Origin of the sequence: Microbacterium sp. ZW T2_14 (assembly GCF_044987405.1) — a bacterium.
Taxonomy (GTDB): Bacteria; Actinomycetota; Actinomycetes; order Actinomycetales; family Microbacteriaceae; genus Microbacterium.
Genome location: NZ_JBJDRK010000022.1, coordinates 15,274 through 31,055, shown reverse-complemented (window position 1 = coordinate 31,055; position 15,782 = coordinate 15,274). Strand labels below are relative to the sequence as shown.

General features: G+C 71.4%; 5 protein-coding genes (1 of these 5 running past the window's edge). 2 read left to right on the top strand and 3 right to left on the bottom strand.

Translation table 11 applies throughout. The features are described from left to right. Positions 1-10: 10 nt before the first annotated feature. Positions 11-1,213 carry a globin domain-containing protein gene (locus ACI3KY_RS09305; protein WP_404929892.1) on the bottom strand — a complete coding sequence of 401 codons (1,203 nt, stop codon included), beginning with the start codon at positions 1,211-1,213 and terminating at the stop codon, positions 11-13. 162 nt (positions 1,214-1,375) lie between these two features. Between ACI3KY_RS09305 and ACI3KY_RS09300 the strand changes: the two genes are divergently transcribed. Next, positions 1,376-1,804, top strand: coding sequence for a helix-turn-helix domain-containing protein (locus ACI3KY_RS09300; RefSeq protein ID WP_404929891.1), 429 nt, complete (start codon positions 1,376-1,378; stop codon positions 1,802-1,804). 23 nt (positions 1,805-1,827) lie between these two features. Then, a complete protein-coding gene (locus ACI3KY_RS09295; RefSeq protein ID WP_404929890.1) occupies positions 1,828-2,364 on the top strand; it encodes a hypothetical protein in 537 nt (178 codons plus the stop codon). 32 nt (positions 2,365-2,396) lie between these two features. Here the strand turns inward: ACI3KY_RS09295 and ACI3KY_RS09290 are convergent, their stop codons facing one another. Together ACI3KY_RS09290 and ACI3KY_RS09285 are read right to left on the bottom strand one after the other, a co-directional pair. Next, a complete protein-coding gene (locus ACI3KY_RS09290; protein ID WP_404929889.1) occupies positions 2,397-3,824 on the bottom strand; it encodes a CCA tRNA nucleotidyltransferase in 1,428 nt (475 codons plus the stop codon). Positions 3,825-3,866: 42 nt separating this feature from the next. Then, positions 3,867-15,782, bottom strand: the final stretch of a protein-coding gene (locus ACI3KY_RS09285) for a Calx-beta domain-containing protein (RefSeq protein ID WP_404929888.1). The gene runs 15,159 nt beyond the window's last position; 11,916 of the gene's 27,075 nt are visible here — the last part of the coding sequence; the start codon falls outside the window, past its right edge; it ends in the stop codon at positions 3,867-3,869.

Genomic DNA, 15,782 nt, shown 5'->3' with positions numbered 1-15,782 from the left:
CTTCTGCCCTCTACTGGATTCCCCGCGCGATGCCCGGCTGAACGAGTTCGGGGGAGGCTGCCGGATCGCCGGTGGTGCGGGGTTGCTGGGTGAACGGGTCTTCGTACTTCTCGCTGCGGATGCTGTGCTCGTCGAACCCTGCCCGGCGGAGGACGGCGGTCGTGTGGTCGACCATGCGCGGTGAGCCGCAGACCATCGCGAGGCGGTCGTCCCAGGGGCCGTCTGCGGCCGCGATGTCGCCGATCAGTCCGCGGCGACCCGGGAACGACGGGTCGTCCGACACCGCGTAGGTGACGTCCAGCCACGATGCGTCGGCGTACCGATCGAGTTCGGGCTTCGCATAGAACCCCCACGGATGCCGCGCCCCGTGGTACAGCGCGACACGGGGTCCGCTGCCCCGTGCGGCGTGGCGCCCGGCGACCTGGTCGAGCACCGCGAGCAGGGGGGCGAGGCCGGTGCCGCCGGCGATCAGCAGCAGGTCTGGCCACTCGCTGTCGAAGCGCAGGGTCAGCAGCTCGCCGATGGGCGGGCCGAGCCGCACCCGGTCACCCGGCTTCACGTCGCGCAGCAGCGCTCCGCTGACCTGGCCGCCGGCGACCAGCTGGACATGGAAGGTCATCGTGCCGTCGGCGCGCGGCGCGTGCGTCGGCGAGAGGTAGCGCCACTGACGCGGGCGCTGCGGGATCTCCATCGCGAGGGACTGGCCCGCCTGGAAGCGATACCTGTTGTCGGGCCGGATCGTGACGGTCCCGACATCCATCCCCCGCCGCTCGGTCTCGACCACCTCACCGGACCAGGTCGCGGGCTCGGATTCGACCGCCTCCGCCGCCGTGATCATGGTCGTGGCGATCAGGCCGTAGGCCTCCGCCCAGTCGGCCGCGAGCTCAGGGGTCCACGCGGCACCGAGGAAGTGCTTGAGCGTCGCGAGCAGCGACGCGCCCACGGCGGGGTAGTGGCCGGCGATGGTGCCGAACTTCCGGTGGTCACGGCCGAGGTCCTCGATATAGCCGACGACGTCGCCGACGCGGTCGACGTTGCTCACCATGTGGCCGAGCGCTTTGACGAGCCGGTCTCGCTGGGCCGCCATCGCGACCGGGAAGAGATCACGCGTCTCGGGGTGGGCGAGGAAGAGGTGCGCGTAGAAGTACCCGGGTACCGCGTCCCCGTGTGCAGCGACCTGAGCCCAGGTCCGCTTGAGCGCTACCGCATCCACCAGTGTCGTGTCCCATCCATCGGTCGGTCGATATCGGCCGACGCTAGCGCGTTCCACATGTATCTGCAAAGCATGCACGTGCAAGTGCAACCGGATACTATGGCGGCGTACAGCGCCGGAACGGTGGCGCGTCACGGGTCGGGGGGCCTTATGACCGTGGTGTTGACCAACGGGACAGTCTTGGTCGAGGAGCGCCTGCGCGAGCAGGCCGCCGACCTCCTGCGGCATGCGGATGACCCGGGCCCGCCGCACTTCGCGCTGACGGCCGACGACGGCTCGGCGACGGCGGTCTCGGCGGAGCTCAGCAGCTTCCTGTTCCAGGTGCTCCGCGGGCTCGGGCGGGACCACTTCGCCGTCGCCGCACTGCCGGAGGAGCTGACCACCACCGTCGCGGCTGAGCTCGTCGGCGTCTCGCGACCCACGCTGATGAAGCTGGTGCGCAGCGGCGAGCTGCCCTCCCGGCAGGTCGGAACGCACACGCGGCTGCGCACCGGCGACGTGCTGGCGTTGCGCAGACGGCGCGCGCACGAGCGCCGGGCGGCTCTGGAGGCCCTCCGCGAGCTGGACGACGAATTCGGAGCGGATCGATAGCCGGCGGCGAGTAGCCTGACCTGGTGCTGCAACGTGTGTTCGTCGACGCCGACGTCCTCGCCTCGCGCACCCCGTACGACTGGCTGGCGCTGCTGCGCGACGAGACCGACGCTTTCCAGCTCCACTCCTCACCGGCCGTCGTGGCCGATGCCGTGCGTCTGTGGCACAGCCGGGATCCGGCCGCGCGAGAGGCGGCGATCCCGCGACGCATCGCTCTGGTCACCGCCAGCCTCGACGAGGTCCTGGCGGGTGCTGACACGGTTGCCGATCCCCGCGTCGGCCGCCCGGAGGGCGGCTGTGCCGTCGCCGCCGCCCGGACCACCGGTGCCCAGCTGCTGCTCTCGTCGAGCGCCGTCCCGGGCGAGGACGGCGACGGCCTGCCGTTCGAGATCTGCACGCCCGACGACTTCCTCTGCCTGACGGACGACGCCACGCCCGAGGCCGTGCGCGAAGTGACGCGCCGGCGCGTCGCCGAGCCGCTCGCCGCCGCTCTCGCAGCCGCCGACTGCCCCGCGTTCGCGGAGCGCGTCACGTCGCACCTCCGCGCACTGTCGCGCTGACGTCACGCACCGCCCGGGAATCGCGAACCGGCTCAGGAGCGGGCGGCCCACCACTCCCGCAGGCGCTGCTCCGCGGCATCCGTCCCCAAGATGCCCTCGTCGAGGCGCAGGTCGAGGAGGAACCGGTAGGCCTCGCCGACCTCGCGGCCGGGCGGGATGCCGAGCACCTGCTGGATGCGGTTGCCGTCGAGCTCCGGCCGCATCGCGTCGAGCTCCTCCTGGGCGGCGAGCTCGGTGATGCGCCGTTCGATGTCGTCGTAGGCCCGGGCGAGGCGCGTGGCCTTCTTCACATTGCGGGTCGTCACGTCGGCGCGGGTGAGGATGTGCAGGCGGTCCAGCTCGGCGTCGGCATCCCGCACGTAGCGGCGCACCGCCGAATCGGTCCAGGCGCCCTCCGAATAGCCGAAGAAGCGCAGGTGCAGCTCGATGAGCCGCGTCACGCTCGCGATGGTGGCGCTGTCGAAGCGCAGCTCCTGCAGCCGCTTGCGCGCCAGCCGCGCGCCCTTGATGTCGTGGTGGTAGAACGTCACACCACCACCGGGCTCGAGGCGCCGCGTCGCGGGCTTGCCGATGTCGTGCAGCAGGGCGGCCACCCGCAGCGGCACGTCGGGCGGGGCACCGGGATTGCGCGCCTTCTCGAGATCGATCGCCTGACGCAGCACCGTCAGCGAGTGCTCGTAGACATCCTTGTGGTGGTGGTGCTCGTCCACCTCGAGCTGCAGCGCGGGGATCTCCGGAAGGAACTCGCCCATCAGTCCCGTCTCGACGAGCAGACGGATGCCGCGTACCGGGTCGTCGGTCGACAGCAGCTTGACGAGCTCGGCCTGGATGCGCTCCGGGCTCACGATCTCGAGCGTGCGACGCAGCTCGGCCATGGCCGCCTCGGTGGCGGGATCGACCGCGAAGCCCAGCTGGGAGGCGAAGCGGGCGGCTCGCAGCATGCGCAGCGGATCGTCGCCGAAGCTGACGGCCGGGTCGGCGGGAGTGCGGAGGATGCCGTGAAGCAGGTCTTCGACACCGCCGGTGGGATCGACCAGCGTCTGCCCCGGTACCCGCAGCGCCATGGCGTTGACGGTGAAGTCGCGGCGCACGAGGTCGCCCTCGATGGTGTCGCCGAACTCGACGGTGGGCTTGCGGGTCACGCCGTCGTAGCTGTCGGCCCGGTAGGTCGTGATCTCGACCTGCTCGCCGCGGACCCGGGCCCCGATCGTGCCGAACGCACGGCCGATGTCCCACTGCGCGCTCGAGACGGGCTTCACGATGCGGAGGATGTCGTCGGGCCGCGCGTTCGTCGTGAAGTCGAGGTCGTTCGTGCGGCGGCCGAGGAGCGCATCGCGCACGGGACCCCCCACGATCGCCAGGTCGAAGCCGGCGTCGGCGAAGGCGCGTGCGAGCGTCGCGACGACGGGGGACTCGGCGAGCGCGCCGAGGCGTGCCACGCCCTCGGCCATGTTGAGCATGGGTTCCAGCCTACCGAGCCCGCCCTCGCGCTCCCGTCCGGGTCAGTCGTCGTTCACGATCGTCAGCGTGCCCTGCCCGTCGCCGATCGTCGCGCCCGAGGCGTTCGAGAGCTGCACGAGCACCGTCTCGTTCGCCTCCTTGGTGCGGTCGCCGATGATCGTGAACGTGACGGTGGCGGTCGTCTGCCCCGGAGCGAAGGTGAGCGTGACCACCATCGGCCCGGTGTAGTCGCTTCCGGCCGACGCCGTGCCGCCGACGACGGTGAAGGTGACGGTGACCGGCAGGGCGGATGCCTGTGACAGCGACACCGTCATCGTCGCCAGCGCCGTCGTGCCCTTGCCGCCCTCGACGACGGTCGCATCCGACACGCTCAGCGTCGGCGGCACCGGCGCCGTGACGGTCTCCGCGGCGTCGAACAGCCGTGACCCGGTCGCGTTGCCGTGCTGGTCGACGTCCGAGCCGTAGTTGTTGTAGCGGTCGAGCTCTTCGGCGAGCGCGTTCACCTGGGCCGCGCTGCCACTCGCCAGCGCGGCATTCACGCGGGCGATCAGCTCGGCGGTGGTGATCGGGTACGCGATGTCGGGGTGCGCCGACGAGAGCAGCGCCGACACGGCTGCCCGCAGCAGAGCGGTCACGCCGCCGCCGTTGCCGCCCAGCGCCTGCAGCAGCGTCTGAGATCCGTACGCGCCGGTCGCCGCCGAGAAGATGCTGCTCACCGTCTGCGTCGGGCTGTACAGCAGCGACCCGTCGGGCAGGCGCGGCCAGGCGACGGCGCCCCAGTTGGTCGCGTTCGTCTTCCAGAAGCCGGGTGTGTGTCCTTCGGCCCCGCCGGTGGCGGCGCGGTAGACCGCGGCGTCGCGATCGGCCGTGGTCTGTCCGGTGACGAGGTCGGTGCCGGTCGCGGTGGCGGTGTTCGTGTAGTCGACGGCGCGGACGGTGCTGCCGTAGCGGTACAGCCACACCTCGCCGGGATCGAGCAGACCATTGCCGTTCGTGTCGCCGCCGGCGAGGGTCGGCGCGACGTCGTCCGCGGTGCTGCCCGGCGTGCCGTTGTCGTCGACGAGCTTCACCGTCAGCGGCGTGTTGCCCGTGTTGCGGACGAGGTAGGTCCAGGTCACCGTGGTGCCCGGCAGCAGCTGCGGCCCGCTGGTGTCGGCGTCTTCGAGCGCCGTCGGATGCCAGGCGTCGGCCGCGTTGATCGCCTTCTCGACATCGATGCCGACGACCGCACCGTACACATGAGCCGGATCGTCGTCGGTGAACACGCGGCCGTAGCGGTCGGCGCCCCTCACCGTGGCGACGTTGCGGAAGGCGCCCGCCGTGGCGACGGTGGTCCAGCTGTAGCGCCAGACCTCACCGGCATCGAGGATGCCGTTCAGGTCGTCGTCGCCGCTCAGCAGCGCGAGCGTCACGTCGTCGTCGGTCTGCGCGGTGCCGCGGTCGTCGACGAGCACGATGCCGCCGAGCGGCAGCGAGCCGTCGATGAGGCGCACCTCGAAGGTCCAGACGATCGTGGATCCGGGTACGACGCGCACGGCCGCGGCGGCGGTGTCGGCATCCTGACCGTTCGCGCGCTTGATCACGACGATGCCCGTGGGCGGCACCACCACCCCGACGTGATGCGCGTCGTCGGTGTCGCTGCCGGTGATCGTCGTTCCCGGCACGGTGCCGACGACGGTCGCGACGTTGACGTAGGCGCCGGCCGCCACGACGCCGGTGGCGCGATAGAGCCACGTCTCACCCGGGTCCAGCAGGCCGTCGCCGTCGGTGTCGCCCGACAGGTACGTCGGGGTGAAGTCGTCCGACGGGTCGAGCGGCGTGCCGTTGTCGTCGCGCACGGTGATCGCCAGCGCGATGTTGCCGGGGTTGGTCACGGTGTACGTCCACGTCACCGTGGCGCCGACCGGCTGCTCCAGTCCGGGTGCGGTCGCGGCATCCTGTCCGTTCACGTACTTCACGATCTCAGGACGGGCGATCGCGCCGAAGTGGAAGGCGGAGTCGCGAGCCGTGGCGGTCGCGCCCGCCTGGTCGTAGGCGGTGACGGTAGCCGTGTTGCCGTACAGGCCGGCCAGTGCCGCGAAGGCCCGGACGCCGGCGGAGGAGAGGAGCCACACCTCACCGGGATCGAGCTCGTTGTCGCCGTCGGTGTCGCCCGACACATACGCCGGAGTGAAGTCGTCGCTCGCGTCGTCAGGGGTGCCGTTGTCGTCGACGACGGTGACGCCGTGGAGGCTGAACGTCGTGAGGTTGCGCACGAGGTAGGTCCACACGACGGCGGAGCCGACGGCGATGCGCTTGGCGAGGACGGCCGTGTCGGCATCGTCCTGTGCGGTCGGGCCCAGCGGCGACGCGGCGTTGACCGCCTTCTCGATCGACACGAGCGCCACCGGGATGCCGAGGTAGTTCGCGACATCGGTGTCGTCGAGCGCCAGGCCGCCTGCCGAACCGCGGACGGTGGCGACGTTGGTGTACTGGCCGAGCACCGCGGTGCGGACCGCCCGGTAGAGCCAGACCTCGCCGACGTCGAGGATGCCGTCGCCGTCGGTGTCGCCCGAGACGTACACCGGGGTGAAGTCGTCGCCCGGATTGCCGGGTGTGCCGTTGTCATCACGCAGGCTCACGGCCGACACGGGGCCGCCGACGGCCGAGACCAGGTAGGTGAAGACGACCTGCGACCCGATGATCACCCTCGGCCCGGTGGCGATGTCGGCGTCCTCCGCCGACGTCGGGTGCAGCGGATCGACCGCGTCGACCGCCTTCTCGACGAACAGCGCCGTGTCGCTGACCGGGACGCCGAAGTAGTTCGCGGCGTCGGTCGCCACGAGGGGCGTGTCGCCGGCAGCACCGCGCGCGGTCGCGATGTTCGTGTACTGGCCCAGGATCGCCGCACGGACGGCGCGGAAGAACCAGACCTCGCCCGGGTCGAGGATGCCGTCCTCGTCGGTGTCACCCGAGAGGTACACCGGGGTGAAGTCGTCGGTGAGGTCGAACGGCGTGCCGTTGTCGTCGCGGAGCGTGAGTGCCGCGACCGGCCCGCCGACCGCCGAGACCAGGTACGTGAACATGACCTGCGAGCCGACCGCGACCCTCGGGCCCGTCGGCGAATCGGCGTCCTCCGCGAGCGTCGGGTGCAGTGGATCGACCGCATTCACGGCCTTCTCGACGAAGAGCACGGTCTGGCCGACCGGGATGCCGAAGTAGTTCGCCGTGTCGGTGGCCACGAGTGCGCGCCCGCCGCCCGTGCCGCCCGCCGTGGCCTTGTTCGTGTACTGGCCGACGATCGCGAGACGGACGGCGCGGTACACCCAGACCTCGCCGGGATCCAGGATGCCGTCGCCGTCGGTGTCGCCCGAGACGTAGGTCGGTGCGAAGTCGTCGTTGGGGTCTCCGGGGGTGCCGTTGTCGTCGACGAGCGTGATGCCGGCCACCCAGCCGTTGAGCGAGGTGACGAGGTAGGTGAACACGACCTGCGATCCGGCGGTGACCACCGGTCCGGTCGCCGTGTCGGCATCCTCCGTCGGTGTCGGATGCAGCGGATCGGCGGCGTTGACCGCCTTCTCGACGAAGAGCAGCACATCGCCCGGGCCGGTGAGGCCGTTGTAGACGGCGGGATCGCTGTCGCGGACCGAGTGGCCGGTGTCGCCGACACCCTCGACGATCACGACGTTCATGTAGCGGCCGGCGCGGGCGATCCCCTCGGCGCGGAAGAGCCACGTCTCGCCCGGGTCGACGAAGCCGTCGCCGTCGGTGTCCCCCGACAGGTAGGTGGGGACGAAGTCGTCCGACGGGTCGGCGGGCGTGCCGGCGTCGTCGAGGATGCGCGTCAGGCGGATGGGGATCGAGCCCGGGTTGGTCACGGTGTAGGTCCACACCACGGTGGACCCCACCGCGACCGTCGGACCGGACTCGTTCGCGTCCTCGCCGTTCACGTACTTGACGACCCGGAGGATGGTCTGCCCGTCGCACGGGCAGTGAAGGTTCGGACCACCGACGTCGTCACGACCGACGCCCGGGAGGTTGCCCGGCTGCGGGTCGCGCGGGCCGCCGTGCTGCTCCTGCCACAGGTCGCCGTCGCTCGGCTCCACCAGGGCCTCTTCGTCGTACGGCTCACCCGGCGGCACACCGGGGCCCTCGTCCGAGCCGCCCGCCTCGGACAGCGCACGGATGAAGTCGCGGGCGTTCGGGCTGAAGACGCGGTTGACGGTGGGGAGACCGAAGGGGCTGAAGGGGACGATGAAGCTGTTGAACTCGCCGCCCCAGTCGAACATGCGGTCCTGGGCCGTGTTGCCGATCAGGACGTCGCGGCCGGCGCCGCCGAAGGCGAAGTCGCCGTCGCGGAAGCGCGGGTCGTCGTTCTCGGGATCCGTGTTGGCGCCGCCCGCCGTCTCGAGGTTGTCGTCGAGCTGCAGCAGGTCGTCGCCGAACCCGCCGAAGAGCCAGTCGCAGTTCGTGCCGCCGACGAGCCAGTCGTGCCACAGGTCGCCGTAGATGCGGTCGCGACCGTCGTCGCTCTTGACTCTGACCCCGTCGATGTCGATCGGCAGGCCCGTCGCCTCGTCGAGGACGTAGGCGTCGAAGTTCAAGAGGAAGCCGGGGATGATCGAGCGCGGGTCGTCGGCGTCGTACTGCGCGAACATCGTCGTGTCGGCGTCGTAGTGCAGCGGGTTCGTGTCGACCGTCGGCAGCTCGGTCGCGAGCCGCGTCCGCACGCCGATGCGGAGGTCGCTGTTGTAGAACGCCTGCATCGCCTCGGCGCCCGAGATCGAGTCGCTGCCCTCGCCGCCGTGCAGGAAGTCGTCGCCCAGGCCGCCGTAGATGACGTCGTTGTTGACGGGTCCCTCGATCCAGGTCGCGAAGTCGGCGCGCTTGAGCAGCTCGCCGAGGACGTACACCTCGGCGCCGGTGAACGGTCCCGGGATGGAGACGTACTGCTGAGCATCCGCGGTGTTCACGTTGTTCAGCGGCTCGGCCAGTCCGTTGCGGCTGGTCTGCAGCTTGCCGTCGTCGCCCATGACGCCGTCGACTCCGGTGCCGGCGTAGATGCGGTCGTTGCCCCATCCGCCGTAGATGTCGTCATCCTGGCCCTCGCCGTAGAGCACGTCGTCGCCGAGCTGGCCGTGGATGGTGTCGTCGCCGTCCTCGCCGTGGATCAGGTCCGCCGCGCCGATGCCGGCGCCGGAACCCTGCGTGTAGTCGAGGAACGTGTAGGCGCGGGGGAGCAGCCGCACCGCGCCGGCGTAGGTGTCGTAGGTGAAGGTGAGGAAGGCGGTGCTCGGGGTGTACGGGTTCGCGTCTGCGGCCCCGGCGACGACGCGCACCAGGCGGTGGATGTTGCCGTTGTCGCCCAGGATGACGTCGCTGTCGGCGGCGTGTCCGCCCTCTTCGAGGTCGCCGTAGTTGTTGCGGACGAGACGGATGCCGGCGCCGCCGAAGATCGTGTCCGCACCGTCGGGGCGGCGCGCGGCGGTCGTCAGACTGAACAGCTCGGAGCTGCCGCCGATGAGATCGTCACGCCCCAGGCCGCCGAAGAGGACGTCGTTGCCGCCGTTGCCCTCCACGTAGTCGTCACCGTCGCGCCCGGGTCCTGCCCAGTCCTCGGCGGACTGGCGGGTGGTGCGCACATCGACGGTGACCGCGCCGGAGTCGTCGATCGCCGAGCCGTCGCCCTGGATCCAGTCGTCGCCGAGCTGGCCGAAGATGAGGTCGTCCTCGGCACCGCCCGCGATCACGTCGTCGCCGTACACCCCGGGCTGCGTCGACGTGTCGTGGTCGAACAGCATGACGTCGCGCTCCTTGGCGCCCCGCGGGTCGTCGGAGGAGTTCGCCGGGTTCGTGCCGCAGGTGCCGCCGGCGACGTTCGCGCACCCGGTGTCCTGCGCGTAGATCCCGGTGCCGGTGAGCACCTGGAACCGTCGGCTCGAGATGTCGCCGGTGCGCAGCAGGTTCGCGTTGTCGCCCGCGATCGCGTCGTTCTGCGCCCCGCCGTCGATGAAGTCGCCCGTGTCCGCTCCGCCGGCCACGTTGTGGCCGCCGATGAGGTCGTCGTCGCCGTCGCCGCCCGTGATGCGGTCGGCGCCCTGGCCGCCGATGATGACGTCCTCGCCGGCGTTCCCGCGGAGGAGGTCGCCGTCGCCGCCGTCGGCGACCTGAGTGTCGATCGAGGTCCAGCGGAACGGGTGGGCGGCGAGCGGCATGTTCAGTGGCAGCAGCTCGAGGAAGATGCCGACCACGCCGTTGTACGCGACGGTCGACTCGACCTTGCCGTGGTCGCCGAAGATCAGGTCGTTGCCGGCGTCGCCGCTGACGGTGTCGCCGCCCGTGCCGCCGAGGATGACATCGTTCTCGGTGCCGCCCGAGATGAGGTCGCCGGCGCCCTGGTTCGGGTCGGTCGTGGTGATGAGGTCCCACGTGCCGTCGGTGGTGCCGGTCGCGGTGCCGTCGCGGACGAGCCCGTGGTCGCCCAGGATGATGTCGGCCTCGGCGTCGCCGCGGAGCGTGTCGGCGCCGTTGCCGCCCAGGATCACGTCGCGCTCGGTGCCGCCCGAGATGGTGTCGTCCCCCGCCGCCACCAGCGGGTCGGTCGTCGTGATGAGGTGACGGAGCCCGTCTGGGGTCGCGTAGTCGATGCGACCGTGGTCGCCGAAGATCGTGTCCGCCCCGGCGTCGCCGGTGATCGCGTCGTCGCCGTTGCCGCCCCCGATGCGGTCGTCGCCCACGTCGCCCGAGATCACGTCGTCGCCCCCGGCCTGCGGCTCGGCGGTCGCGACGGCGGTGACGAGCCGCGCCGTCAGCAGCCGCACGAACACCGGCGGGCCGAGCAAGTCGGTGCGCTCCAGCGTCACGGCCTGCGTCACCACGCCGTGGTCGCCGAAGATCACGTCGTCGAAGGCACCGGCGCCGCCCGCGCTCGCGCTGCCCGCGCCCTCGCCATGCAGCACGTCGTCACCCGGAACCAGGCCGTCGGCCATCGGGTGCACGCTGACGCTGTGAGTCGGGATGTCGAGCCGCCGCGTGCGGATGTCGACGTTGACGCCGGAGTCGCCGTAGAGCTGGTCGCTGCCGCGCTGGCCCAGGATCGTGTCGTCGCCCGAGCCGCCCGCGAGGTAGTCGTGCGTCTGCGTGCCGATGATCGTGTCATTGCCGGCGCCGCCGTAGATCACGACACCGATCGTGGGCAGGTCCGCCCCGGCGAACAGGGCGCTGGCGTCGATGACGTCGTTGCCGGCGTGCGCGTAGGGGCTCGCGAGCGGCAGCCAGAACCGCTCGTCCTCGTCGGGGACGTTCGGGAACTGATCGACCGGCTGCGCGCCGAAGTCGCCACGATCCTGCGTGCCCGCGTGGCCCGAGTACCAGACGCCGTCCTGCGACGTGTCGCCGTAGATGACCAGCGGCGAGGTGGGACCGGCGCCGCCGGTCACGATGATCGTGTCGCCGCCGACCACGCCGCCGACGAGCTGGTTGCCGCCGCCGTGGACGACCGTCAGCACGCCGTACGCGGCGGGGCGGCCGTCGGCCTCGAGGGCCTGCTGCAGGGTGCCGGTGATCGTCAGGCGGTCGTTGCCCGTGCCCAGCAGCAGGTTCAGCACCTCGATCGTCGAGAGGTTCGCGTCGGCGTCGATCCCGGTGACGGCACCGCCGGCGCCCGTCGTGAACTCGACCCGACCCCATGAGATGCCCCCGGCGACCACGGCCGGCTCGCCGAACGCGGTGCCCCCGGCGACGGTGAAGCCGGCCGGCAGTCCCGTGCCGGTGAGGCTCGTCGAGGTGAGCGTGCGCACGTGGTCCTGCACGCTGGAGTCGTCGAAGATGCTCAGGATGTCGATGTTCTGGCTCTCGGGCAGCGACGCGGCGCTGCCGATGCCCAGCAGCGGGCCGTCGGTCTCGCCCGGCAGCTTGATGCCGGGGCGCAGCGACCGGTCGGCGCGCGTCGTGCCGCCCTCGACCTGCACCGGTCCGACGAGCTGCGACAGCAGGTGCGGCTGCGTCGCGAAGGTCTTGACGCCCTCGCGCACGAGCGGCACGGCGAACTGCGGGTCGGCGACCACGCCGACGGTCACGGGCGACGCCCAGTTCGACGACGTGAAGGTGAGGGATGCCGCGACCCGCCGGATCGTGACGGTGCCGGCTGCGCCGACCAGCGTGCCGTCGGCAGTGAGCTCGAGCACGTCGTCGTGGGTCGCGTTCGTGCCGCGGATCACCGCGATCTTGAAGTACGTCGTGCCGCCGTCGAGCGAGATGCGCATGCCCTCGAGGAATCCGGCGGCCAGGAAGCTGCCGCCGTCGGTGCGGGTGATGCGACGCGTGGCCGCGTCGATCGTCACGGCGCCGGTGTACAGACCCGCGCCGTCGGTGCCGATCGCGCGCCATGTGATGCGGCCGCCCATGACGACGTCGGTGAGGCCGTCGGTGAGGATCGCGATCTGCACGTCGGCGGTCGGCTGCTTCGTGAGCCGGATCGTGTAGTCGTCGCCGGTGCCGCCGATGACGACGGTGGTGGACCCGTCGCTCTGGGTGACGATGACGCCGGCCGAGTCGTCGTCGCGCACGTCGACGTAGACGATGCGGTCGTCGAAGGCGTAGCCGGCGGGCGCCGACAGCAGGTGAGCGATCAGGCGCACCCACGTCGGGTCCTGACGGACCGCATCTTCGATCGCCACGATGCGGATGCGCACCGGCGTCATGTCGCCGGCGGCGAAGGTGATCGTGCGGGTCGCGGTGTCGAAGCGGCCGTCGCTGCTCTCCAGGCGGACGCGGCCGTCAGGAAGATCGAGCCGCACCTTCACGGTGCCGGCGGCCGGAGCCGACAGGCCCACGAGGATCTCGTCGGAGAACCCGTTCGCACCCTCGAGCACGACCGTCGAGCGGTCCTCGTTCGTGGTCCCCGGGGTCACCTGGATGACCGTCACGCCCGGCATGTCGTTGTCGCGGACCAGCACCTCGACGTTGCGCACCGCGGCGCCGTCGAAGCCGGCGGCCCGGTCGGCGGCATCCACAGCCCACGTGGTGTGGCTGATCGCGACCGTGCGGTCGCCCTCGGGGCGCAGGTCGTCGACGGCGTAGACGTGGACGGTCTGCGGCAGGTTCCAGTTCGAGGCGTCGAACGTGAGCACCAGTGCGCGCAGACCGGGGTCGCCGACCGTGCCCATCTCGACGAGGTGGCGGCGGAACTCGGCGAACGCGTCGTCGCACTGGGCGGTGCTGCCCGCGCACAGCCACACGGAGTCGCCGGCGAGCGCGGCGAGCCGCTCGGCGACGCCCGGCAGCGCGGCGGTGACCGTGACGTAGACGGTGCCGACGGGCCGGCGCGAGAGCTTGACGGTGTAGCTGTCGAACGCGGCCGATCCGCCGCCCTCGGCGACCGCCGTGCCGCCGCCCGATTCGGTGATGACGACGAGGCCCTCGTTGGTGCCGGCGACGTGCAGGTCGATGCCGGGGGCGGCGATGCCGTCGTAGTCGACGTCGCCCGACGTGACGAGATGGTCGATCGCACCGCTGGCGCCCTCGATGTCGCGCACGACGATGTCGGTCGAGATGTCACCCGCGATGTTGATGCGGTCGCTGCCGAGCCCGCCTATCACGCGGTACGAGACGCCACCGGAGGTCGACTGCACGAAGAACTCGTCGGCGCCCTCGAGGCCGTCGATCTCGACCGACTCGACGGTCGTGTACCGCACGGTGAGTCCGGCGCCGTAGATCGCGGATGCCGTGATGACGATATCGTCGGCGAACTCGGTGCCGAGGATCACGAGCTTGTCGTACCCGCCGCCGCCGTCGATCGAGACGGGCGCGTTCATCGTGTACTGCACCTCGTCGTCGCCGCCGCCGGCGCGGATGTCGAGCGGGTGGGCGGTCGAGATGCCGATGAGCGGCACCGCCGCGCCCGACCCGTCGCGCATGATCGTGCCGTCGGCGTCGGTCGCCGCGAGGGCGAACGCGCGGACCACGAACAGGTCGTTGCCGTCCTCGCCCTCCAGGCGCAGCTCGGCACGGTTCGAGTAGACGGTGAACTGATCGTTGCCGGCACCGCCGAGCGCCAGGAGCGGCGCGCTGATGCCCGGGCTCAGATAGCCGCGGGTCGTGGCGATGAGGAGCGGGAACACGTCTTCGGGCCGCAGACCTGCGGAGGCGCCCCGCGGCGTGCCGAACAGCTGGCCCATCTGGAACTCGTCGTCGCCCGCGCCGGCGTCGAGGGTCACCGTGGTGCTGGTGTCGTCGACGGCGAACAGGTCGTCGCCGGCGCCGGACTCGACCGAGAGGCGGCCGTTGAGCGCGGCGTCGTAGTTGATGCGCTCGACGCCGGTGCCGCTCGCGGGGGTTGCGCGCAGGCCGTCGGCCGTGCCGTGCACGAGGGCGACGAAGGCCGGGCTGTGGGCGCTCTCACCGGGGATGTACGACACCCGGCGCAGCAGGAACACGTCGGCTCCGCCGGTGCCGACGACGGTCGCGACGTCGGCGCCGTCGGCGGGTGCCCCCGTGTCGAGCAGGTTCACGATGTACGTGCGCTGCACGTCGGTCGTCGTCTCGACCCGGTAGGAGTCGGTCCCCTGCTGGCCGTCGAGGGTGAGGGTGTGGGCGGCGGGGTCATCGGGCGTGCGCAGAGCCAGAACGCGGAAGGCGTCCTCGCCGTCGCCGCAGCCGACCTGGAGCACCGCCGGGGCGCAGACCGTGCGGTCGGTCGCCGACAGGTTCTGGCTGCCGTAGACGTGCACGGCGGTGCCGATCAGCGTCGCGACGAAGTCGAAGTGATCGACGTCGATGTGCCCGAAGACGAGGGCGCCGTTCGTGCGGTCGGAGCCGCCGTCGAGGTCGAAGACGCCGCCGAGGCGGCCGGCGAACGTCATCGTCGTGCCGAAGCCCGCCGGGGCCGTGGCCAGGTCGGAGTGGGTGTCGGCGTTCGCGGCGACGGGCGTGCCCAGCGGATCGGGATCGGTCGCCGTCGGGGCGGCGGGTCCGCGGTTCGCATCGCCGTGGATGTAGATGGTGCGGCCGGCGACGATGTCGGAGCCCGCCGGGGCGAGGAGGTCGTCGCCCACCCACAGGGAGATGTCGAGCTTGGCCCAGATGCCGGTGCGCGTCGCGGTCGCGGTGTCGGCGGCGTCGGGCGTCGTGCTGCGCGGCTGCCCCTGACTGACGAGGCTCGTGCCGCTGACGAGGAGGATGAGGTCCTGCGTGCCGGTCGACGGGGGGCCGCGCACGCCGTTGGCATCGGGCGTCGTGAGGCGCACGTGGCCGTCGCGGGAGGTGGCGGCGAGCAGACGCAGGTCGCCGTCCGTCTCGGTGACGAAGACGCTGGCATCCGCCGAGGCGTAGAGGCGGCCCGATGTGCCGCTGATCGCCGATGTGTTCACGTCGAGGTCCTTCAGCATCGTGCCGATGCCGCCGCCCGTGGCCCGCAGGTCGATGCGCTCGGCCACGACGTCGGCCGCGGCATCCGACTGTCCGTCGACGATCGAGCCGGCGCCGGTGACCAGCGAGACGTCCGTGACCTTCGTCGCGTCGAGCTGGTTCGAGGTGACCAGGCCGACGCGCAGGTCGCCGATCGTCTCGAACAGGTAGACCCCGCGGGCGGCAGTGGCGTTCAGGATGCCGCTCACCGGCGTGTGCGAGACGCCCACGGTGTCGAGCAGGTTGATCTCCAGGAAATCCGCCTCGGTGCCGATCGACCCGGTCTTGGCGGTGAGGGTGATGTTCACGCCCTCGACGTCGCGCGGGTCGGCCGGGTTGGTGGCCGCGTCGCCCGGGTCGCCGTCGAGCATGCTCGCGGCCGCCACCAGGGTGACATCCGACGTGCGCGAGCGGATGAGACCGATGCGGAAGTCGTCGGCCACCTCTTCGAGCGTGATCGAGCCGTCGATGTCGACGTCGACCCAGCCGGTGCCGGTGCCGCCCGCGCTCACCGACGTCAGGTCGATGAAGCCGGTGACATCGATCTGGGGCGGAGTCCCGGCATCCACCGC

Coding starts and splice junctions, on each gene's coding strand:
- ACI3KY_RS09290 (WP_404929889.1), bottom strand. CDS start 3,824: ATGCTCAACATGGCCGAGGGCGTGGCACGCCTCGGCGCGCTCGCCGAG.